Below are 21,379 nucleotides of genomic sequence, written 5' to 3' on the forward strand. Positions count from 1 at the left end.
GTACTGAAGATTGATATCAATCAGTTCTCTCATGTTTTCGTGGTGTATCTATGGATACTGGATAGGTTTATCCGGTGTTGTATAGTATAAATAACGGTATCGTAATTTTTTGTTTCTAAGTGTGAATTAGAACTTAATTCCAATCTCTGTGAGAAAGTCGTATGTCTGGAGTATTAAGTAGCGTTGATCAAAGAACGAACTTGGTGGGTGAAAACCGACTTGAGTTGTTGTTGTTTAAACTGAGCAATCGCCAATTGTTTGCGATCAATGTGTTTAAGGTTAAAGAAATACTAAAAGTACCTGTTGTAACTAAATTGCCAGGCTCTCACCAGAATGTCATTGGTGTGGCTTCTTTACGTGGAGAGTCAGTACCTATTATTGATCTTCGTGCTGCTATTGGGTACCGACCTATGCACCCAGATGAAGAGCAAAATTTAATTATTACGGAATACAACCGAAGTGTTCAGGGATTTTTAGTCGGTCAGGTTCGTAATATTGTAAACACAACGTGGACTGATATTGCGCCGCCACCTAAAACAGCCGGTAAATCAAACTACTTAACCGCCATCACTAATATAGAAGATGAAGGCGTACAGAAGATTGTTGAGATCATCGATGTAGAGAAGGTATTGGCTCAGATTATTGATTACGATATTTCTATTTCCGAAGGCGTTCTTGATGAGCGGCTTACGACTCAAATGGTGGGTAGGAACGTTCTAGTCGTTGATGATTCATCGACCGCTAGAGGACAAATTAAGGGTACACTTGAACAATTGGGCTTGAATATTATTGAGTGTGGTGATGGTTTAGAGGCCTTGAATTTACTACGCAAGTGGAGTGATGAAGGTACAGACGTTACTGAAAAACTGATGATGATGATTACCGACGCTGAAATGCCAGAAATGGATGGGTATAGATTAACTTACGAAGTACGGAATGACCCACGAATGAAAAATCTATTTATTACTCTAAATACTTCTTTGAGTGGTAGTTTTAATGATGCAATGGTAGAAAAAGTCGGCTGTGATCGCTTTATCTCTAAATTCCAACCAGATCTTTTGGTGGGTGTGGCCCAAGAGAGAATGAAGCAGATTTTGGATTAGGTTCTCCGGCATTTTTATGCCGGAAATAAGTTTAATGGAAATCCCTAGATTGGGTACTAAGCTGTGCGATAGAATCGGTTAAATCAATCAGCTTGCCTGCAATAACATGGGTCACTTGCCCATCATGCTCTAATATCCCTTTTATTTTTAGTATTTTAGCGGTTAGATACGCTTCCTGTTGAGCCCTTGCGGTATTAGACCATACCACTACATTGACATTACCTGTGTCATCTTCCAAAGTGAAAAATGTCACACCAGCCGCGGTTCCAGGAGATTGTCGGCCCGTTACAATACCTGCTACTGTCACCAGTGATTTGTGTGGCTGATTTAACAATTCTACCTGTCGCGTAAACTTACCTAATATCCCTTTTTCTTCCAACAAGGTTATGGGGTGTTTTGCGAGCGATACGCCTGTTGCAGCATAATCTTCAGTTAATGTTTCAAATTCATTTTCTTGGTATTGAAACGCATTGTTGTCGGCAGAGTTTTGTTGAAAAAGAGGGTAATCCTGTATTGAATCCATTACGGCCCAGCGGGTTGCATATCGGTCTCCTGAAAGTGCTTTTAAGGCATCAGCAGACGCTAAGGCTTCGATATCCTTTTTGTTCAAACCGATGCTTTTGAGTTGCCCAGTGTTGCTATACCCATTTTCTGGACGATTATTGATAAGTTGTTTTGCCCCTTTTTCTGAAAGCCCTCGAACAAGGCGAAACCCTAGACGTAAGGCGTAACTGTGTTTGTTTTGTTGGTCGTTAGGCACCATGATGTGGTCGTATTTTGAATGATTCACTGACACAGGTAGAACGGAAATGTCATGTCGGCGGGCATCTTGAATAAGCTGAGATGGGCTATAAAACCCCATCGGTAAACTGTTCAAAATAGAGGTGTAAAAGGCTTCAGGATAATAATATTTTAGCCATGCAGAGCAGTACGCTAATATTGCAAAAGAGGCAGAATGACTTTCAGGAAAACCATATTCACCGAAGCCGCAGATTTGATTAAAGATGCGCTGTGCAAACTCAGCGTCATAACCTCTTTCTAGCATGCCATTGATAAGCTTATCCTTGAACTTAAACACATGACCATTTTTTTTCCATGCGGCCATCGCTCGTCGTAGTTGGTCGGCTTCTCCTCCTGTAAAACCCGCTGCCACCATGGCTAACTTAATGACTTGTTCTTGAAATATGGGGACGCCCATCGTGCGATGTAGAACGTCACGAACGGCTTCAGAAGGGTAAGTGATAGGCTCTTTACCATCTCGCCGCTTTAGGAACGGGTGAACCATGTCGCCTTGAATAGGCCCAGGACGCACAATAGCAATTTGAATAACAAGATCGTAGTAGCACCTTGGTTTCAAACGCGGCAGCATGCTCATTTGAGCTCGAGATTCAATCTGAAACACACCTACGGTATCTGCTTTTTGTAGCATGGCGTAGACTTTTTCATCATCTTGCATGCGACTGATATCCGGGATAGTTAACGTTCGTTGTTCGTGTTTTTGTATGAGATCGAAGCATTTTCTAATCGCGCTAAGCATACCAAGAGCAAGTACATCGACTTTTAATAATTTGAGCGTTTCTAAATCATCTTTGTCCCATTGGATCACCGTTCTTTCGGGCATAGAGGCATTTTCGACTGGAACCAGTTCATATAGAGGGCCAGAAGAGATAACAAAACCACCAACATGTTGAGATAGATGACGTGGAAACCCCATGATTTCATTAACCAGTTGTATAAATTGCTGGCCTTTTAGCGAGTCGGGTTTTAGGCCCAATTCGGTGAGCTGGGCTTGCCAATCGAGGGTGCGATCACGTCGATTGGTGTTTTTTATAAAAAAGTCCAATTGAGTTTCTGAAATTCCTAACGCCTTACCGACATCTCGAACTGCACTTTTGTATCGATAACTGATAACCGTTGCGGCCAAAGCGGCTCTCTCTCGGCCGTATTTCTTATAGATATATTGAATCACCTCTTCTCGCCTTTCGTGCTCAAAGTCGACATCGATGTCTGGTGGCTCATCTCTTTCTTTACTGATGAAACGTTCAAACAGAACGGAGATTTGTCTTGGATCGACAGCGGTAATCTCTAAACAATAACAAACAACAGAATTGGCGGCTGAACCACGTCCTTGATAGAGAATACTCTGGTTTTTGGCGAACATGACGATGTCATGGATAGTTAAAAAATAGAAAGGGTATTTTAATTCTTCTATTAGAATTAATTCCTTGTCTATCGTTGCTTGAACCTCGGTAGGAACACCATTAGGGAAACGAATTTTTTTTCCGTTTTCAACTAATTTTCGCAGATAACTCATGGGGGTATGCCCGATGGGTATGAGTTCTGCCGGATACTGGTAACAAAGCTCTTTCATTGTAAACGTACATTGCTGTGCCAGTTTGTGCGAGGCTTGCAACCACGAGGACTCAAAGATAATTTGCAGTTTATCTATGGGGCGTAAGCTTTGCTCGGTATTACTAATAAGGTGTTGTTTAATGCCAGTAATCGCACGGTTTTCTCGTATTGCGGTTAGCGTATGTTGAAGTGGTAAACGTGTTGCACTATGCATTAACACTCCGCCACAAGCCGTGATTGGAATATTGAATAAGCCTGCTAATTGTTTGCAGTGGTCGAGGTAATATTTGTCTGTGCTTTTTAGGTGGCGTTGGAGACCAAGCCACATCCTTTTTTGGTGATGTTTCGCTAACCAGTCTCCCCAATACTGATCGCAGTGTTTTTGACGAGGCAACCAAAGGATATAGCAGTGTTTAAGGGACATAATATCCCACTCGGAAAGATTGTATTTGCCTTTCTCTGCTCGTCTTCTTGCATTAGTGATGACTCGGCATAGTTCGGCGTAAGCTTCACGTGTAGGACTAAGTAAAACTATCTGGCATTCAGAATTGAGCCAAAACATACTGCCGATGATAAGTTTAACCTTGAGCTTTTTTTCTTCGATGGTACGAAAAGCACGGACGACACCAGCGACGGAACATTCATCAGTAATGGCAATAGCAGAATAACGTAGGAAATCGGCCTGTAAAACCAACTCTTCTGGATGAGAAGCCCCTGTTAAAAAAGAGAAATTACTCTGGCAAAAGAGTTCAGCGTAGTTGAGTGAATGAGGCGTCATTTAACTGAATACCCCATGTATGAACCACTCCTTTGCTGGAGTTCTAAATACCCACAACGTCTTCCCTTTATGACCTCTGGCAATAAAATAATCTCTTGTTACTTCACCCGCATCCCACCATCCTGTTGCGAGTCTTTCCGGACCTTGGATGATGGTGATTTTTTCCTGCAAAGGTGTTGGAAAAGGAAGCAGAATACTGGGCCTTATCTGCTTCGTTTTTTGACCAATAGTATTATTTTCTAGAGGCTGACAAAGCCGTGTTGTTTGTTCGGGTCTAGGGTCTGAGGTTAAGGTAAGACCTGAAACGCATTCTTTTCCCAACTTTGCTTGTAAGCGAGATATTAGTTCGAGAGCAGACATGCTTCCTTTTGGACCATCAAAGAGGTCGTGTCCGTCTCCTTGCTGTTGGGCTACTCGGCTAATGGATAAGGTGATAGCAACGACGGGTGCATCGAGTTTAATCGACTCTAGGGTTAACTGGCTGAGCTCATGCCATTTGGTGGCAAGGTAATCACCCTGTGCTGAGGTGAACATGACTTCTTGGGCTTCGTTGCTTTTTTCGCGCTTGTGAAGTGTCAATATCAATTCATAAGCGATCTGGTCCCTTCGTTTAAGAAAACGTTCTAATTGTTTGAATAGTGTGTGTAATGGTTTTTCTAGCCATTGAAAATTATCAATTTCATAGAGCAGTTCTAAAGATCGGGTAAATGTTTCTGGTGGATAATAAAATTCGATAAGATGCTTAAATCGTCCGGTCAACTGACCAATATAATTAACCAATTCAATATCAAAACGACGGGCAACGTCTGAAATATCGAGCATGAGAAGATCGCCTAAATGGCGAACGCCAACACGATTCAGTTTCTCTATGGTCTTTTTTGTCAATGCGGTTGCTTCTAAAGGGTATTTTTTTAATTGCTGCTCTATTGCCCCTTTATCTTCTGATATACGGTTGAGTTGGGCTTGAGCGAGTAATCGGGCAGAGTAAGGGGAGTAACCGGTCGCGAAACAGTATTCGATATTAAGGTCGTCTAATGGTTTTTTAACCGCTTGCCAATAGCTATCTAATCCGTCGTAGAGCGTTAACATATTACTGACTTTAAGCAATAAACCTGAAGGTGAGGAGAGAGAAATATCTGCTGTAACCATATATAACCAATGAGCAATTTCTAACAACTTTTGTTCTTCAATATCCGATTTGTATGGGTGTACCTGTAATATATTACAAAGGGAAGCAGCATTACCTAACCCCATACCGAGTTTCAGCCCAGATTGTGTCGCAATGTTGTTGAGTTGCACGATGTGATTTTTGTGCAGAATAGCAATAGGTAATTCACCTGACTCTGAGAAAAGGGTATCGAGTTGCAGTTTAGGAAAATGAAGATAGAGCCAAAGAATCACGCGTGGCCTCGTTTCAGTAGAGGAAACGGCGTAATATTACTTTGTTCGGTGCTTTCCTCTTGGTTAAGGTGAGCCCAACGACGGCTCATATCGACAGAAAATGTTGATTTAAGCCAACCGCCCTTACGCTTATGGAGAGTGACCTGTATAGCGTTGGCTTGAGGTTGGAGCTGCATACTTAGTGAAATAGGTAAACTAATCTGATATTTTTGTTTGGTTTTGAATAAAAAATTGAGACATTGTCCTGTTTCACTGGCAACCTGTAACCTTCTTGCTTGATGCACTTCCAATGATGGGTGCCATAAAGTGACGCTGCCACAACAACCGCTTTTCAAGCTTTGCTCCGCAGACCAAAGTGCCTCTTTTTTTGTTTTAGGAAAGATCATCACGACGCGTTTAAGATCAATACCTTGTTGAATTAGGTACTCGGAACAGAGGTGCCCAGGTGGGTTAATAAATACGCTAAGCCTTTGTTTTCCATTTTCTTTTATGTACGGAGTGAGCAGTCGTAGCTCGCCAATACCAAAAGCGGATGATATTTCGACCACACCATGAGTTGGAAAGCCACCACCTAGTTGTTTATCGAGCTCTATATATCCTGTTGGGTGAGTTTCTACGGGATTTTGAGGTTTAGAACCCTGCCAAATCAGGTGCTTACTATGTAATAGATCAATAGCGGTTTGCATCATTCTCTCTCGATCAAATGTACTGGATATACATACAGTATATTTGATCGAGAGAGAGGATCAAGGAAGAAAAGTAGGAATCAGAGAGATAAACTATTTCTATATAAAATACAGAACCTTGTATAATATCCGAGTCTGAATCAATAATTCTCACCGAGTGAGCCGTATCTAGGAGTTATTTAATGCATCAGCAACTCATTATGCTGTTCGCACTCATTGTCATGAGTTTTTCAATCGGTTTATGGTTTCAAAAAAAATATGCAGAGATCAATCAATCTCTTAGCGTAACCTTAGGCAAATTTACCTTAACCATCATCATTCCCTACTCAATACTGACTTCTATCTGGCAACTCCCAAAAATAGAATCTCAACTTTTTTATCTTCCTTTAGTGGGGGTTGGGGTCATCTTTCTAGGAGCACTGGTCGGTTTTTTTGCCGTGAAATGGAAAAATCTTGCACCTAAGCAGGCTGGGGCATTAGTTTCGGTTACCACTATTTATAATTTAGGTGCGTTAGGTAATCTGTGTGCTTTTTTTATCTTCGGCGAAAATGGGATAGCGATTGCTGCCCTGTATAAATTAAGTGAAGAGTTAATCTATTTTGCCGGGATCTACCCTTACGCCCGAAAATGTGGAGATCAGCCGCTCAATATTGGAAAAAGATATTTTTGGCGCGACCCTATATTTTTGGCCGCAATCAGTGCCATTTTTATGGGTTTGATGCTTAACCTAAGCGGCCTCAACAGACCGCTGATTATTGGTGATATTAACCAATATGTGATTCCATTTGGCAGCTTAATGATGGTTTTCTCTGTGGGATTGACATTTAATCTTAAGGGCGGGGATAAGTGGAAAACATTGGCGATACAGGTATCAACATGTCGGGCAGTTCTTGCTCCGGCCGTTGCGATTCTTCTCATTACCTTGTTTGATTTGTGGTCAGTATACGATGGGTTGGTTGCTAAGGTATGTATTCTGTTATCGGTTATGCCAACGGGCTTTACTTCAACGATACCAACGGTGTTGTATCGCTTAGACAGCGATCTTGCCAATACGGCATGGTTCTATAGTTATTTGGCTTTTCTTATCGCTTTTCCAATAACGGTGATGCTGCTTTAGAGCATTAAGCGTTAGTTATAAAGTCTTTTCAAACAATCACTTCGCCTTTGTTTAGAAATGAACGAAGTGACGGTTCAAGAAGTGAAGGATCTCTCGATTTAAGAAGCGAACAGAGTGAACACTTAGTCAATCGAGGGGATCCTATTTAGGTTGGGCATCAATACACTGCCCATTTATCTCTTTACCTTCAGGTGCCATTAAATAGAGATAGAGTGGCATAATATCTAACGGTGTTTTTAATAAATGCGAGTCCTCTGCTGGATAGGCTGTAGCCCGCATCCCTGTTCGCGTAGCACCTGGGTTAATGGCATTAACCTTAATCGCAGTATCGGTTAACTCATCAGCAAGGATCTGCATCATACCTTCGGTCGCGAACTTAGAGATTGAATAGGTTCCCCAAAAAGCTCTGCCTTTATGTCCTACAGAAGACGAGGTGTAGACGATCCTAGCATCATCTGAATTGTGCAAGATAGGCAGTAAGGCCTGAGTCATCAAAAACTGCGCTTTTACATTGATTTGCATCACATCATCAAAGGTATCTTCACTTATTTGATCGAATGGACTGATGACGCCAAGCAGGCTAGCATTATGTAATACACCATCTAAACGGCCAAACTGCTGTTCAATCGTTTCAGCCATATCAATATAGTTTTGTTTACTTGCTCCTTTCATATCCAACGGGATAATTGCAGGCTGAACATAACCGGCTGCTTCTATTTCGTCATAAGTTTGTTCAAGTTTTTTAACGGTACGGCCCAATAGAATAACGGTCGCACCATGTTGGGCGTAACTAAGAGCCGCTTGCTTTCCTATTCCAGCGCCAGCGCCGGTAACTAAAATGATTTTATCTTTGAGTGTGTCTTTTGAGACTGAATAATCCACTTCCATATCCCTATTTTTATTATTTAATGTTGGTTATCATGACAAAGTGATTACAATACACGAATTGAAATGATTGGGGATACTAGATTGGAATTTTTGTTGGACTACGGCCTATTTTTGGCCAAGATTGCGACTTTTGTTGTGGCAGTTATTGCTATTTTAGTGGTTGCAAAAGCAGTCGGTGGGAAACAAGGTGGCCCGAAAGGTGAGTTAGAGATCACCAACCTAACCGAGAGACACAAAGATAACATTGAAGTGATGGAGCACCACTTACATGATGGCACCTTTATAAAAGAGCGTGATAAGGCAGAAAAAAAAGCAGAAAAAGAGAAAGCAAAATCACGAAATAAAGAAGTGAAACAAGCGGTTAAAGAAGGCGCTTTAGAGAGTAAACGTGAAGCGCATCTGTTTGTCTTGGATTTTAATGGCAGCATTGATGCCAAAGAAGTGGCGTCTCTGCGAGAAGAAGTCACTGCAATATTGTCTGTTGCTAGAGAAGGTGATGAGGTGTTACTTCGTCTAGAATCTGGTGGTGGGATGGTTCATGGTTACGGCCTTGCGTCCTCGCAGCTTGACCGTATCAAAGCCGCAAATATCCCACTGATTATCTCTGTCGATAAAGTCGCCGCAAGTGGTGGTTATATGATGGCGTGTATTGGTGACAAAATTGTATCTGCTCCTTTTGCCATTGTTGGCTCAATTGGTGTGATTGCTCAACTGCCAAATTTCAACAAACTGCTTAAAAAACATAATATAGAGTTTGAACAGCTCACAGCCGGTGAGTATAAACGTACATTGACGATGTTCGGTGAGAACAGCGATAAAGCTCGGGATAAATTTAAACAAGAACTTGAAGAAACCCATGGGCTATTCAAAGATTTCATCCGAGAACGACGTCCTGCACTTGATTTAGAAAAAGTAGCAACAGGTGAACATTGGTTTGGAACACAAGCTCAAGCGCTAGGGTTAGTGGATGAAATTAGCACATCTGATGATATCGTTGTTAATGCCTGTAAAAAGAAAACGGTACTCTCCGTTCGTTATGTTCAAAAGAAAAAAATGGCGGATAAACTGGCGAGAATCGGTGGCGAAGCCGCAGATCATTTACTGATGAAATGGTTATCTCGTGGACAGAGACCGATAATATAGAAAACGACAGTGTTTATAGATCAATAAGTTACATCTGTATACGATGGTAAAACGTTGTTGTTGTCTACAATTATTACGTGGGTTAACAAGGTATTAGCTAAATAAAGCACTTGCTTAACCCACTTTTAATGACTTAATAGTCAATTATTAAATTTTAAATTTTCCTCCTTCTTTCCTCGCTCCGCTCCTCATTTCGACCTATAATATGCCGCCGATAAAAGTGGTTCTATACGGATAGAATTGCTACACACTTAAGAATTGGAGTCATAAATGTCCTCGAAGAAACCCGTTGTAACTGTTGATGGACCTAGTGGTGCAGGTAAAGGCACGCTATGTATGTTGTTGGCTGAAAAACTCGGTTTTCACTTACTTGATTCTGGCGCTATTTATCGTGTATTAGCGCTTGCGGCTATTCATCATGGTGTTAATACAGAATCGGAAGAGGCGTTAGTACCTTTAGCGACGCATTTAGACGTACAGTTTATCGCGGAAGGTGATCTGGTTAAGGTTATTTTAGAAGGGGAAGACGTTTCTTCAGAGCTCCGTAAAGAAGAGACGGGTACCGCAGCATCAAAAGTGGCGGCATTACCACGAGTCCGTGAGGCGTTATTACGACGCCAACGTTCATTTAGCAACGAACAAGGTTTGGTTGCTGATGGGCGTGATATGGGCACGGTAGTTTTCCCAAATGCTGAGGTGAAGATCTTCCTTGACGCAACGGCTGAGGAAAGGGCGGATAGACGCCTTAAGCAGTTGCAAGATAAGGGGTTAAGTGTTAAATTTGACCACCTTTTACGCGAGATACAGGAGCGTGATGACAGAGACCGCAACCGTGCGGTGGCTCCGTTACGTCCTGCTGATGGCGCATTAGTGCTTGATTCTACTACACTTTCTATAGGTGAAGTGGTTGATCAAGCGCTTGAATATATCGAATCTAAATTGTCTTAATTTAAGAGGCAATAGGAGGTCGGTCGCAAGGATGATGACTGGCTATTTTATCAACCCCACGCGGTAGGATGCCCGTGGAAGTTTAATAATTGAAGATCAAATTAATGACTGAATCTTTCGCTCAACTCTTTGAAGAGTCTCTAAACGAACTAGAACTTCGCCCAGGTACCATTGTTAAAGGTACTGTAGTTGCTATCGAGAACGGTTTCGTTCTTGTTGATGCTGGCCTAAAATCAGAATCTGCTATCCCAGCAGAGGAATTCAAGAACGCTGCTGGCGAACTTGATGTTGAAATTGGTTCAGAAATCGACGTAGCACTTGATGCTGTTGAAGATGGCTTTGGTGAAACTAAACTTTCTCGTGAGAAAGCTAAGCGTCACGAAGCTTGGATCGTTCTTGAGAAAGCATACGAAGAAGCTGAAACTGTTATTGGTATCATTAACGGTAAAGTTAAAGGTGGTTTCACAGTAGAACTAAACGGTATCCGTGCGTTCCTACCTGGTTCATTAGTAGATGTTCGCCCAATCCGCGACACTGCTCACCTAGAGAACAAAGAGCTAGAGTTTAAAGTAATTAAGCTAGATCAAAAACGTAACAACGTTGTTGTTTCTCGCCGTGCTGTTATCGAATCTGAAAACAGTGTTGAGCGTGACGAACTTCTTGAAACACTTCAAGAAGGTAGCGAAGTTAAAGGTATCGTTAAGAACCTTACTGACTACGGTGCATTCGTTGACCTTGGCGGCGTAGATGGCCTACTTCACATTACAGATATGGCTTGGAAGCGTGTTAAGCACCCATCTGAGATCGTAAACGTAGGTGATGAAATCCTAGTTAAAGTTCTTAAGTTTGACCGTGAGCGTACTCGCGTATCTCTAGGTCTTAAGCAACTTGGTGAAGATCCATGGGTAGCAATCGCTAAGCGTTACCCAGAAGGTCACAAACTAACTGGTCGTGTTACTAACTTAACTGACTACGGTTGCTTCGTGGAAATCGAAGAAGGCGTTGAAGGTCTAGTACACGTTTCAGAAATGGATTGGACTAACAAGAATATCCACCCATCTAAAGTGGTTAACGTTGGCGACGAAGCTGAAGTTATGGTTCTTGAGATTGACGAAGAACGTCGTCGTATTTCTCTAGGCCTTAAGCAATGTAAAGCTAACCCTTGGCAGTCATTCTCTGAAGCGCAAGTTAAAGGCGACAAAGTAACTGGTAAGATCAAGTCTATCACTGACTTTGGTATCTTTATCGGTCTTGACGGCGGCATCGACGGTCTTGTTCACTTATCTGATATCTCTTGGAATGTTGCAGGAGAAGATGCGGTACGTGATTATAAGAAAGGCGATGAAATCTCTGCAGTTGTTCTTGCAGTTGATGCAGAGCGTGAACGTATTTCTCTTGGCGTTAAGCAAATGGAAAATGACCCGTTCAACGCATTTGTTGCTGATAACAAGAAAGGCATCCTAATTAACGCAACTGTAACTGCAGTTGACGCAAAAGGTGCTACACTTGAAATTGCAGAGGGTGTTGAAGGTTACATCCGTGCATCTGAAGTTTCACGTGACCGTGTTGAAGATGCATCTCTAATCCTAAGCGTAGGCGATAGTGTTGAAGCTAAGTTCACGGGCGTTGACCGTAAGAACCGCGTAGTAAACCTTTCTGTTAAAGCGAAGGATGAAGCTGACGAGCAAGAAGCAATGGCGTCAGTGAACAAGCAAGAAGAGACTTCTACTAGCGGGTTCACAAATGCTATGGCAGATGCTTTCAAGGCTGCTAAAGGCGAGTAATAATCGCAATTAGGGAGCCTCTTGGCTCCCTTTTTTTATGATTTGACGTTTTTGAAAATGTGATGAGGGTAAATATGACTAAGTCTGAACTAATAGAAAGACTCTGTGCTGAGCAAACACACCTTTCTGCGAAAGAGATAGAAGACGCTGTAAAGGATGTTCTAGAGCATATGGCTTCTACTTTAGAAAGTGGTGATCGAATCGAAATTCGTGGCTTTGGTAGTTTCTCATTGCATTATCGTGAACCTCGTTTAGGTCGTAACCCTAAAACAGGTGATAAGGTTGAACTTGACGGAAAATATGTTCCGCACTTTAAACCAGGCAAAGAGCTTCGCGAACGCGTAGATATTAGCTAATATCACTCATATAGAGTTATAAAAAAGCGGCATATTTTAATATGCCGCTTTTTTATAAGCGGTTTCCGATGGTTTGTAGACTCAAATTACTGCATAATCAGACGTTAGCGAAATATCTGGAGTAGTGAGTCATGAAAATTATAAAAACGATTCTAGTCATTGCACTTTTTCTTGTGGCATTAGCATTAGGTGCGCAAAATCAAGAAGTCGTCTCTTTTAACTACCTATTGGCACAAGGTGAATTTCACCTGTCTACATTGCTAGGGGTTGTTTTTGTTGCTGGATTTGTACTAGCTTGGCTTATTGTAGGAAGTATGCAATTAAAATCTCAGTTAACCATTCGTCGTTTAAATCGAAAGCTGAAGAAGTCTTCTGTTAATCAGCTTCCGGTCGAGTCGAAAGCTTAATGGTGATATAGCGGTAAGCATCCATGCTTGAACTACTCTTTTTATTATTGCCAATTGCGGCAGCCTATGGTTGGTACATGGGCAACCGAAGCGCACGGCAAGATAAACAAGAACAGTCCCATCAAATTTCCCGGCAATACGTTACGGGCTTGAACCTGCTATTATCTGATCAATCAGATAAAGCGGTCGATCATTTTATTGAATTACTTCAAGTTGATGCAGAAACTATTGATACTCACTTAGCCCTCGGAAACCTGTTCCGATCTCGTGGGGAAGTTGATCGAGCTATACGAATTCACCAAAATCTTATTTCAAGAAAAAACCTCTCTATAGACCAAAAGAATCTTGCACTGCAACAATTAGCAAAAGATTACATGGTTTCCGGTTTTTTAGATCGGGCCGAAAAAATATTTGAACAATTAGTTGACGAGCCTTCTCACAAAGAAGCGGCGTTGACTCAATTGGTGAGCATCTATCAACAGACACGAGAGTGGAATAATGCAATCAAATATGCAACGGCATTAGTGAAACTTGGTCGCAAACGCATTACAGCAAATATTGCTCATTTTTGGTGTGAATTGGCACTGTTAGAGCAATCGGAAAGCAACACAGCTAAATCGATACTCTATTTTAAAAGAGCACTATCTGAAGACCCTAAATGCGTAAGAGCCAGCATTTCTTTGGGTAAAATATATCTTGAGAATGAAGATTATAAAGGCACCATCAAATATATGGAGATGGTGCTAGATCAAGATACTGATTTTATAAGCGAAGTACTTGAAACGTTGGCCGAGTGTTATCACCATATTGGTCAAGAAGAGCAACTGGTTGAGTTTCTGCGTAAGTGTATAGATAAGAAGGCAGGAGTTTCGGCGGAACTGATGTTGGCACAACTGGTCGCACATCATGAGGGTTTTGCTTCTGCTCAGACATTGTTAACCCGGCAGTTACTTCGAAATCCGACAATGAAAGGCTTTCACCGCCTAATGGATTACCATTTAGCCGAAGCTGAAGAAGGGCGAGCTAAAGAGAGTTTAACAACGCTACGGTCGCTTGTCGGCGAGCAACTTAAAACAAAGCCGCATTATCGCTGCAGAAAATGTGGTTTTTCAACCCATTCACTTTATTGGCACTGCCCATCATGTAAAGGTTGGGGAACCATTAAGCCAATTCGTGGACTTGATGGGGAATAATGAAACCGATGATATTGATGCAGTTTTCGTTATTCCCGTAAAAACGGGAATCTGTGTGGGATTAGATCCCCACTTTCGTGAGGATGGCGGAGCTTGATGTCTTAAGCGGTTTACGGAATCGAATTCATTTTAGTCACACAATTAATGTGATTGGTATTACCTCCAAATTGGAGGTTTTTTTTGAATATTAGTTAGGAGAGAAAATGTTGGATCAAAAAGTTATTGTGGCTCTGGATTATGATAATCAGGCGGATGCGTTAGCCTTTATTGATAAAATCGATCCTAATTCTTGCCGCCTAAAGGTGGGCAAAGAAATGTTTACTCTATATGGTCCACAATTTGTACAAGAACTGCATAAACGTAATTTCTCTGTATTTCTTGACCTTAAATTTCACGATATTCCTAATACCTGTTCAAAAGCAGTAAGAGCCGCAGCAGAACTGGGTATCTGGATGGTTAATGTACACGCTAGTGGCGGAGAGAAGATGATGACGGCTTCTCGTGAGATATTAGAACCCTATGGGAATGAAAGGCCTTTGCTCATTGGCGTCACGGTATTAACCAGTATGGAACGTTCTGACCTTGCTGGCATCGGATTAGACATGGAACCACAGCAGCAGGTGAAACGCCTTGCACTATTAACTCAAAATAGTGGTTTGGATGGCGTGGTGTGTTCGGCTCAAGAATCTTCAATGCTTAAATCTAGTCTGGGCGATGAGTTTGTGTTAGTTACTCCTGGAATCCGACCTGTAGGTAGTGCAGTTGGTGATCAAAAGCGCATTATGACGCCAGCAGAAGCGGTTAAAGCAGGCTCAGACTATTTAGTAATAGGTAGGCCTATCACACAGGCAAAAGACCCAGCATTTGTGCTTACAGAAATAAATAAGAGCCTGATTGAATAAATACGGGCGCTTAGTTTTTGAATCTGAGCGCCTTTAGTTTTTGACTATTGAATGAAATTCGCGTTTTAAATCTAAGAAGGCATTATTGACGGTCGTGTTAATATGCAATTTTTTAAAGGCTAGCCGGTCTTCCACTATGGAATTTAAAATCATTATCTGGTGAAGAGATGAGTTCCGCTTCGATCACGCCCAGTTCTTTCACTCGCTCGGAGATATCGCCTCCTGCAATTTGTTCGGCTAATGCAAGATAATCTTGGTAGTGCCGTGCTTCAGAGCGTAACAAGGAGATATAAAATTTTTCCAAATCTTTGTCAAGGTAAGTAGCTAGTTTCGCAAATCGTTCGCAAGATCGCGCTTCAATGTAAGCACCGATAATTAATTTGTCAATAAGGGTATCAGGCTCGTAGGTTTTCACCTTTGATAACAATCCCTTAGCGTATCGACTTGGCTTGATGCTTTCATATTTAATCCCTCTAGACTCCAAGATCTCTAAAACTTGATAAAAGTGATGTAATTCTTCTTTAATCAGCATGACCATTTTGTCGATTAGGTTTTGGCTATAGGGTGACCCTGACTTCGCCATAATCGCTTTAGTGACCGTATTCATGCCTTTGAGTGTAGTTGAGTTGCCGATTTTGCGGTAAGCGATATCTTCATAAGGCTTAAACCACTCAAGTAGAATCGCCGCACTTTGGCTATCCACTGCGTACTTTCGTATCAGGTACATAGCCGATTGACCGGCTTTTAATTCACATAACAGATGGTCAAGTAAGATGGTTTCAAGGTTTTCGGGCTTTTTGGCAACATCGATCCATTCATCGGGTGTCTCACATTGTAAAAAAAGATGGATAGGGTTGAGTAATTGTTGAATAGTGGCGTTTGTATTCATGATTTGTACTAATTGGTTGTTATAGAAAAGGTCGCGAATGCGACCTTATAAAAATAGATCAAAATGCTCTGATTACCATTTCTTCTTCTCGCCAAACAAAGCTTCCATGTCGCTGTCGCGTTCTTTCTCTTCTTGCGCAACAAGATTTGCATTCTGGCTTTTCTTATTTTTATCTAACTCATTCAACATACCCTGTAATTTTTCGCGTGCCTTAGTGGAATAAGCGTCGTTCTTAGACATCAAAATATCGATAGCTTTGTTGAGTAGTTGTCTTGCGGTTCCTGACTGACCTCGAACCACGGCCTCATTGGCTCTCTTAATGACATTCTCAATGTTTATCCGCAGTTGAATCGTTTCTAATCGAGCGTTTTCAGCGACGTAACCTTGCGTATTGAAGCGACCTTTATTGTGTTCGCTTCGAATAGTATCTTTTAGGCGCTTAACAAGTTTTAACATGACAATCGCTTGTTTATCACTGCTAGGAACCTTGAAATTAGTACTTTCTCCACTTGTGTAGTTGTTTCTTAATGCTTGAATTTGATGCTTAATATTCTCGACACGTTGAGCGAGTTGCTTGTTTTTTGGATCAAGCATAAACATGTTTTCTAATGCATCCAAAATGCGACTGTTTAGGCAGATCAATAAATCTTGGCTATAGGGTAGATGATGAGCATTACCGATGAGATCTTCGGTGGCATCAATAATCGCGAGATAGCGTGATGATTCGACCTTTCGAGAGGACTCAATCTTTGCATTATATTGCAACATCACGTTATAGCCGATGACCATAATCAGCAATATTGCAACGAGGATAACAATTAGACCAATATTCATAAACTTATATCTATCAGGTGGAGAATCAAACTATAGACAGCATACACTAATCTATAAGGGGTCAATAGTGGTATTGACGATGAACATAATTATTAACGTTAAGCTCGCGATTGGTAATAAAAATCGATATATATCGACAAAAATTGTGTGTTTGATTGCAAATAACACCATTAAGCGATTAATCTTGCGACAGATTATTTCGCTCGCTATGCATTTTCACTATCAATTTTTATAATTAAACGTTATAACTATTATTTATAACCTTTAATTATAACGATAGACGGTAAAGGAATACAGGTAACATAATGAAGTTACAGCAGCTAAGGTATATTGTTGAAGTCGTGAATCACAATCTCAATGTGTCCGCGACAGCAGAAAGTCTTTATACTTCTCAACCCGGTATTAGTAAACAAGTACGCTTGCTGGAAGATGAGCTTGGTATTCAAATATTTGAACGCAGTGGTAAGCATTTGACTCAAGTAACAACGGCTGGTGTCGATATTGTAAGAATTTCAAGAGAAATTCTTTCACGTGTTGATGGTATCAAATCGGTTGCGAGTGAGCACACTAACCCGGAAATGGGCACGTTAAATATTTCCACGACACATACACAAGCTCGTTATGCTTTGCCTGACGTTATCAAAGGTTTTACGGCTCGATACCCTAAAGTTTCTTTGCATATGCATCAAGGGACACCTTCACAAATGTCAGAAGCCGTTGCGAAAGGAACCGCCAATTTTGCGATAGCAACAGAGGCCTTGCACCTTTATCATGACGCCATCATGCTGCCTTGTTATCATTGGAACCGATCTATTGTAGTGACAAAAGATCACCCATTAGCACAAAAATCATCGTTGACGATTGAAGATCTGGCTGCTTTTTCACTTGTGACTTATGTTTTTGGTTTCACTGGTCGTTCTGAACTAGACACGGCCTTCGATACAGCAGGTTTAACGCCTAAAATTGTCTTTACCGCAACAGACGCTGATGTCATAAAAACCTATGTTAGAATGGGTATTGGTGTAGGTGTCATCGCGAGTATGGCGATTGACCAAATTCAAGATACTGATTTAGTTGTTATCGATGCCAGTCATATCTTTGGGTCTAGTACGACAAGTATTGGTTTTAGACGTGGGACCTTCTTACGTGCTTATATGTTTGATTTTATGGAGCGTTTTGCACCGCACCTTACTCGCCCAGTTGTAGAACAAGCCATATCACTAAGAAATAATGTCGAAATTGAAGAGATGTTTAAAGATATAAACTTACCAATACGGTAAGTATTTATTTTTATCTAATTCCTCCTACAATTCGCTTTGCTAGGTAGGAGGAATCATGCAATCCGTTTTTTTACAACTCGAACTTATACTCCAACAAAATGAATCCCTGTGGCGATTTGAACCCTTTCATCAGAGCATTCAATCTCGGCTAACATGGTCTGGCGATTATCCAGAGTTATGTCAATGGCTATCAGCATTATCTATAGAACAAGTGCGGCAATACAAATCTTCAACCTCTAAATTGATGAACGATATCACTCTTGTATTCCCACAAGTGGAAGAATTGCAGAGGCTTATCTCGTTATCGATGACAACTCAAGATCCGGTTTCGTTAAAAAGAGGGCTCGATTCTGGTATCCCAGGTAGAAAGCTTGAACAGATTGTATCGATGGGGAGTTTTGCGTTAGCGCACCATAAAGGAACCGAATGGTTAGAATGGTGTTCAGGGAAAGGCTATTTGGGGCGAATATTGGCATCGTGTTCAACTCAGCTTGTGACCAGTTTTGAGTGGCAAACCTCACTTTGTGAATTAGGACAACGGGAGGCAATCAAGGAGTCCCTTCCTATGACATTTATTCAAGGGGATGCTTTATCGGAAAAAGCACGAGACATTGTCACTTCAAATCAACATGTTGTTGCATTGCATGCCTGTGGTGATCTTCATGTCAGATTAATCCAGCACGCCAGTGCAGCAGGCAGCCAAGCTATCTCCATTTCTCCTTGTTGCTATCACCTCATTGAACACGAAAAGTATCAACCACTTTCAGACCAAGGCTTACGTTCGACACTTAATCTAACAAAAACAGAATTACGTATTCCTTTACAAGAGACGGTTACTGGTGGAAAAAGAGTATCAAGGCATCGAGAGCAAGAAATGCGTTATCGACTAGGTTTTGACCTAGTGTTAAAAAAGGTACTTGGTATGGAAAGTTATGTCGCGGTCCCTAGTATCAAAAAATCGATGCTTTCTGAAGGGTTTGAACATTTTTGTAACTGGGCAGCTAAGGAAAAGGACATCATTTTACCCGTTATCGATTTTACCCTTTGGGAAGGAGAAGGGGAAAAAAGATTTTGGCAAATGGAACGTCAAAGCCTGCTTCAACAACTGTTTCGTCGCGCTTTAGAATTGTGGCTTGTGTATGATCGAGCACTATTTTTGCAACAAAATGGTTATCAGGTTTCCGTTGTAGAATTCTGTGAAAGAGAAGTGACACCGCGAAATATTATGATTCATGCGGTAAAAACGTAATGCTGTTCGGTTAGTGCTAAATACTTCGTCATTCCCGTGAAAACGGGAATCTAGGTGGGTTTAGATCCCCATTTTCATGGGGATGACGTTGGTTTTCATGAAAATAGGCCAATTTTCACCGGGATGACGAAATGACCTGAGGTATTCAGCCTAATTAAACATCGCTATCGCTGTTTTCGCTTCTACATATTCAAGTTCAAAGCTTTCAGCAACTTCCTTACATGTCACTTGGCCATGGATAACATTAAGCCCATCTAAGAACCCTTCATCGCCCAGTAAAGCTTCTTTGTAACCTTTGTCTGCTAATTTTAGGATATAAGGTAGAGTGGCGTTGTTCAGTGCAAAAGTAGAGGTTCTTGCTACTGCTCCCGGCATATTTGCTACACAGTAGTGGACCACATCGTCAACGACATAGGTAGGATCTGCGTGGGTGGTCGCATGTGAGGTTTCAAAACAACCGCCTTGATCAATGGCGACATCAACGATAGCAGAACCCGGTTTCATGTTGAAAATATGTTCCTTAGTGACAAGTTTAGGGGCCGCTGCACCGGGTATAAGTACTGCACCTACCACAAGGTCAGCTTCCAGAACATGCTTCTCTAAGGCATCCACTGTAGAATAAACCACTTTTGCTCTGCCTTGGAATTCTTCGTCTAATTGACGCAAGGTATCGAGGCTTCTGTCTAAAATAGTTACATCGGCGCGCATACCAACAGCCATTCTTGCGGCATTAGACCCTACGACGCCACCACCAATTATAACGACTTTAGCGGGTTCAACACCTGGAACCCCTCCAAGTAGAAGGCCGCGACCACCATTCGATTTCTCTAAAGTTTGTGCGCCAGCTTGAATAGACATTCGTCCTGCGACTTCAGACATCGGTGCTAATAGTGGCAGACGACCCATATAATCTGTTACAGTCTCATAGGCTATACAGACAGCTTTGCTCTTGATAAGCTCTTTTGTCTGTGTAAAATCTGGTGCAAGGTGTAAATAAGTGAATAATATTTGCCCTTCACGGAGCATTGCACGCTCTACAGATTGAGGTTCTTTTACCTTTACAATCATTTCTGCTTTAGCGAATACGTCAGAAGCAGTAGGAAGAATGGATGCGCCTACAGCGATGTAATCATCGTCTGAAAAGTCGATACCCGAACCAGCATTGGTTTCAATGTACACTTGATGACCATGTGAAATAAGTTCTCTCACATTTGCTGGGATCATGCCCACACGATACTCGTGGTTTTTGATTTCCTTAGGTACGCCGATAATCATGCTAACTCCTTCTCGATTTGTGGTTGTAACAACTGGGTTTTTAGTTAAAATCCCAAATATACCTCTAGTATAAAGTGTATAAAGCAATATTTGATTCTGTATATTACTAAGTTGTAGTATATTTTTTTGCAGGGAAGTTAAAAGGTGGAATAAAAAATGGCAGACAACTACAAAAAGCCGTCCAAGGAACTAGATCGCATTGATCGCAATATACTAAATGAATTGCAAAAGGATGGTCGTATATCGAATGTAGAACTGTCTAAGCGAGTAGGTCTTTCACCTACACCGTGCTTGGAGCGTGTTCGTCGATTGGAACGACAAGGGTATATAATTGGTTATACCGCATTACTAAATCCACAATATTTAGATGCGTCTTTACTCGTCTTTGTAGAGATTACATTGAACCGTGGTGCACCAGATGTATTTGAACAGTTTAATACAGCCGTACAAAAGTTAGATGATATCCAAGAATGTCATCTCGTATCTGGTGATTTCGATTATCTTCTTAAAACGCGTGTATCCGATATGAGTGCATATCGTAAACTACTCGGGGATACGTTATTGCGATTGCCTGGTGTGAATGACACTCGTACCTACGTTGTGATGGAAGAAGTCAAACAATCGAATCAGTTGGTCATTCAAACACGATAACTGCGATAGTAGAAAGTTCTAAGTCTGGACAAGGTTCAAATTAAGGCTTTCTACAGGTTGGGTTTTTATTGGTGATATGATTAAATTTAGTTATTGAGATCTAATCACTTATTATTCGAGCGGCATTGGCCGCTCGGATTGT

General features: G+C 41.4%; 19 protein-coding genes. 12 read left to right on the plus strand and 7 right to left on the minus strand.

Annotated features, from left to right (window positions below):
* The first annotated feature begins 161 nt into the window (after positions 1-161).
* Positions 162-1,103 (plus strand): chemotaxis protein CheV, encoded by a 942-nt coding sequence (locus AACW90_RS08850; protein WP_390233300.1) that lies wholly within the window; start codon positions 162-164, stop codon positions 1,101-1,103.
* Between the two features lie 31 nt (positions 1,104-1,134).
* On the opposite strand, the gene AACW90_RS08855 is transcribed toward AACW90_RS08850, so the two are convergent.
* From AACW90_RS08855 to imuA, 3 genes are read right to left on the minus strand one after another with little or no spacing between them, the layout of a single operon-like run.
* Positions 1,135-4,233, minus strand: a complete 3,099-nt coding sequence (locus AACW90_RS08855) for an error-prone DNA polymerase (RefSeq protein ID WP_390233302.1) — start codon at positions 4,231-4,233, stop codon at positions 1,135-1,137.
* Positions 4,234-5,631: a Y-family DNA polymerase gene (locus tag AACW90_RS08860; protein ID WP_390233545.1), complete on the minus strand. Its 1,398-nt coding sequence runs from the start codon at positions 5,629-5,631 to the stop codon at positions 4,234-4,236.
* Positions 5,631-6,323: a translesion DNA synthesis-associated protein ImuA gene (imuA, locus tag AACW90_RS08865; RefSeq protein WP_390233304.1), complete on the minus strand. Its 693-nt coding sequence runs from the start codon at positions 6,321-6,323 to the stop codon at positions 5,631-5,633. Before imuA ends, AACW90_RS08860 begins: the two co-directional genes overlap by 1 nt.
* A gap of 179 nt (positions 6,324-6,502) precedes the next feature.
* Here imuA and AACW90_RS08870 point away from each other — a divergent pair, with 179 nt between their 5' ends.
* On the plus strand, positions 6,503-7,438 hold the full coding sequence (locus AACW90_RS08870) for an AEC family transporter (RefSeq protein ID WP_390233306.1): 936 nt from the start codon (positions 6,503-6,505) through the stop codon (positions 7,436-7,438).
* Positions 7,439-7,579: 141 nt separating this feature from the next.
* Here the strand turns inward: AACW90_RS08870 and AACW90_RS08875 are convergent, their stop codons facing one another.
* The gene (locus AACW90_RS08875; RefSeq protein WP_390233308.1) at positions 7,580-8,320 is read right to left on the minus strand and encodes a YciK family oxidoreductase; all 741 of its coding nucleotides are present in this window, start codon (positions 8,318-8,320) and stop codon (positions 7,580-7,582) included.
* A gap of 87 nt (positions 8,321-8,407) precedes the next feature.
* On the opposite strand from AACW90_RS08875, the gene sohB reads away from it, so the two are divergent.
* The 7 genes from sohB (at position 8,408) to pyrF (ending at position 15,059) form a co-directional block, all read left to right on the plus strand.
* Positions 8,408-9,469 (plus strand): protease SohB, encoded by a 1,062-nt coding sequence (gene sohB / locus AACW90_RS08880; protein WP_390233310.1) that lies wholly within the window; start codon positions 8,408-8,410, stop codon positions 9,467-9,469.
* Positions 9,470-9,739: 270 nt separating this feature from the next.
* Complete coding sequence (gene cmk / locus AACW90_RS08885; RefSeq protein WP_390233312.1) at positions 9,740-10,417, plus strand: (d)CMP kinase; 678 nt, start codon at positions 9,740-9,742, stop codon at positions 10,415-10,417.
* A 104-nt stretch (positions 10,418-10,521) separates the two neighbouring features.
* Positions 10,522-12,201, plus strand: a complete 1,680-nt coding sequence (rpsA, locus tag AACW90_RS08890) for a 30S ribosomal protein S1 (protein ID WP_390233314.1) — start codon at positions 10,522-10,524, stop codon at positions 12,199-12,201.
* Between the two features lie 74 nt (positions 12,202-12,275).
* Positions 12,276-12,557, plus strand: a complete 282-nt coding sequence (gene ihfB, locus AACW90_RS08895) for an integration host factor subunit beta (RefSeq protein WP_195702782.1) — start codon at positions 12,276-12,278, stop codon at positions 12,555-12,557.
* Between the two features lie 131 nt (positions 12,558-12,688).
* Entirely contained in the window at positions 12,689-12,964 is a 276-nt protein-coding gene (locus AACW90_RS08900; RefSeq protein ID WP_275136116.1) for a LapA family protein, read from the plus strand.
* A gap of 23 nt (positions 12,965-12,987) precedes the next feature.
* Entirely contained in the window at positions 12,988-14,157 is a 1,170-nt protein-coding gene (gene lapB, locus AACW90_RS08905; RefSeq protein ID WP_390233317.1) for a lipopolysaccharide assembly protein LapB, read from the plus strand.
* A 203-nt stretch (positions 14,158-14,360) separates the two neighbouring features.
* Positions 14,361-15,059 (plus strand): orotidine-5'-phosphate decarboxylase, encoded by a 699-nt coding sequence (gene pyrF, locus AACW90_RS08910; protein WP_390233319.1) that lies wholly within the window; start codon positions 14,361-14,363, stop codon positions 15,057-15,059.
* Positions 15,060-15,171: 112 nt separating this feature from the next.
* On the opposite strand, the gene miaE is transcribed toward pyrF, so the two are convergent.
* On the minus strand, positions 15,172-15,948 hold the full coding sequence (gene miaE, locus AACW90_RS08915; protein WP_390233321.1) for a tRNA isopentenyl-2-thiomethyl-A-37 hydroxylase MiaE: 777 nt from the start codon (positions 15,946-15,948) through the stop codon (positions 15,172-15,174).
* Between the two features lie 72 nt (positions 15,949-16,020).
* Positions 16,021-16,782, minus strand: coding sequence for a DNA repair protein (locus AACW90_RS08920; protein WP_390233323.1), 762 nt, complete (start codon positions 16,780-16,782; stop codon positions 16,021-16,023).
* Positions 16,783-17,087: 305 nt separating this feature from the next.
* Between AACW90_RS08920 and cysB the strand changes: the two genes are divergently transcribed.
* Both cysB and AACW90_RS08930 read left to right on the plus strand, forming a co-directional pair.
* Complete coding sequence (cysB, locus tag AACW90_RS08925; RefSeq protein WP_195702796.1) at positions 17,088-18,062, plus strand: HTH-type transcriptional regulator CysB; 975 nt, start codon at positions 17,088-17,090, stop codon at positions 18,060-18,062.
* Between the two features lie 55 nt (positions 18,063-18,117).
* Positions 18,118-19,311 (plus strand): methyltransferase, encoded by a 1,194-nt coding sequence (locus AACW90_RS08930; RefSeq protein WP_390233325.1) that lies wholly within the window; start codon positions 18,118-18,120, stop codon positions 19,309-19,311.
* Positions 19,312-19,461: 150 nt separating this feature from the next.
* On the opposite strand, the gene ald is transcribed toward AACW90_RS08930, so the two are convergent.
* A complete protein-coding gene (gene ald, locus AACW90_RS08935; RefSeq protein WP_275136132.1) occupies positions 19,462-20,586 on the minus strand; it encodes an alanine dehydrogenase in 1,125 nt (374 codons plus the stop codon).
* 156 nt (positions 20,587-20,742) lie between these two features.
* Between ald and lrp the strand changes: the two genes are divergently transcribed.
* Positions 20,743-21,237 carry a leucine-responsive transcriptional regulator Lrp gene (gene lrp / locus AACW90_RS08940; protein WP_195702799.1) on the plus strand — a complete coding sequence of 165 codons (495 nt, stop codon included), beginning with the start codon at positions 20,743-20,745 and terminating at the stop codon, positions 21,235-21,237.
* The last annotated feature ends 142 nt before the right edge of the window (positions 21,238-21,379 follow it).

It is taken from the genome of Vibrio frigidus (genome assembly GCF_042465995.1).
Classification (GTDB): domain Bacteria; phylum Pseudomonadota; class Gammaproteobacteria; order Enterobacterales; family Vibrionaceae; genus Vibrio.

What these genes read in the sequence shown, in the direction of transcription:
- cysB (WP_195702796.1), top strand. Translation starts at nt 17,088, where the DNA reads ATGAAGTTACAGCAGCTAAGGTATATTGTTGAAGTCGTGAATCACAAT.
- AACW90_RS08855 (WP_390233302.1), bottom strand. Translation starts at nt 4,233, where the DNA reads ATGACGCCTCATTCACTCAACTACGCTGAACTCTTTTGCCAGAGTAAT.
- rpsA (WP_390233314.1), top strand. Translation starts at nt 10,522, where the DNA reads ATGACTGAATCTTTCGCTCAACTCTTTGAAGAGTCTCTAAACGAACTA.
- lapB (WP_390233317.1), top strand. Translation starts at nt 12,988, where the DNA reads ATGCTTGAACTACTCTTTTTATTATTGCCAATTGCGGCAGCCTATGGT.
- lrp (WP_195702799.1), top strand. Translation starts at nt 20,743, where the DNA reads ATGGCAGACAACTACAAAAAGCCGTCCAAGGAACTAGATCGCATTGAT.
- cmk (WP_390233312.1), top strand. Translation starts at nt 9,740, where the DNA reads ATGTCCTCGAAGAAACCCGTTGTAACTGTTGATGGACCTAGTGGTGCA.
- AACW90_RS08900 (WP_275136116.1), top strand. Translation starts at nt 12,689, where the DNA reads ATGAAAATTATAAAAACGATTCTAGTCATTGCACTTTTTCTTGTGGCA.
- ald (WP_275136132.1), bottom strand. Translation starts at nt 20,586, where the DNA reads ATGATTATCGGCGTACCTAAGGAAATCAAAAACCACGAGTATCGTGTG.
- AACW90_RS08930 (WP_390233325.1), top strand. Translation starts at nt 18,118, where the DNA reads ATGCAATCCGTTTTTTTACAACTCGAACTTATACTCCAACAAAATGAA.
- AACW90_RS08920 (WP_390233323.1), bottom strand. Translation starts at nt 16,782, where the DNA reads ATGAATATTGGTCTAATTGTTATCCTCGTTGCAATATTGCTGATTATG.
- AACW90_RS08870 (WP_390233306.1), top strand. Translation starts at nt 6,503, where the DNA reads ATGCATCAGCAACTCATTATGCTGTTCGCACTCATTGTCATGAGTTTT.
- miaE (WP_390233321.1), bottom strand. Translation starts at nt 15,948, where the DNA reads ATGAATACAAACGCCACTATTCAACAATTACTCAACCCTATCCATCTT.
- AACW90_RS08850 (WP_390233300.1), top strand. Translation starts at nt 162, where the DNA reads ATGTCTGGAGTATTAAGTAGCGTTGATCAAAGAACGAACTTGGTGGGT.
- imuA (WP_390233304.1), bottom strand. Translation starts at nt 6,323, where the DNA reads ATGATGCAAACCGCTATTGATCTATTACATAGTAAGCACCTGATTTGG.
- pyrF (WP_390233319.1), top strand. Translation starts at nt 14,361, where the DNA reads ATGTTGGATCAAAAAGTTATTGTGGCTCTGGATTATGATAATCAGGCG.
- ihfB (WP_195702782.1), top strand. Translation starts at nt 12,276, where the DNA reads ATGACTAAGTCTGAACTAATAGAAAGACTCTGTGCTGAGCAAACACAC.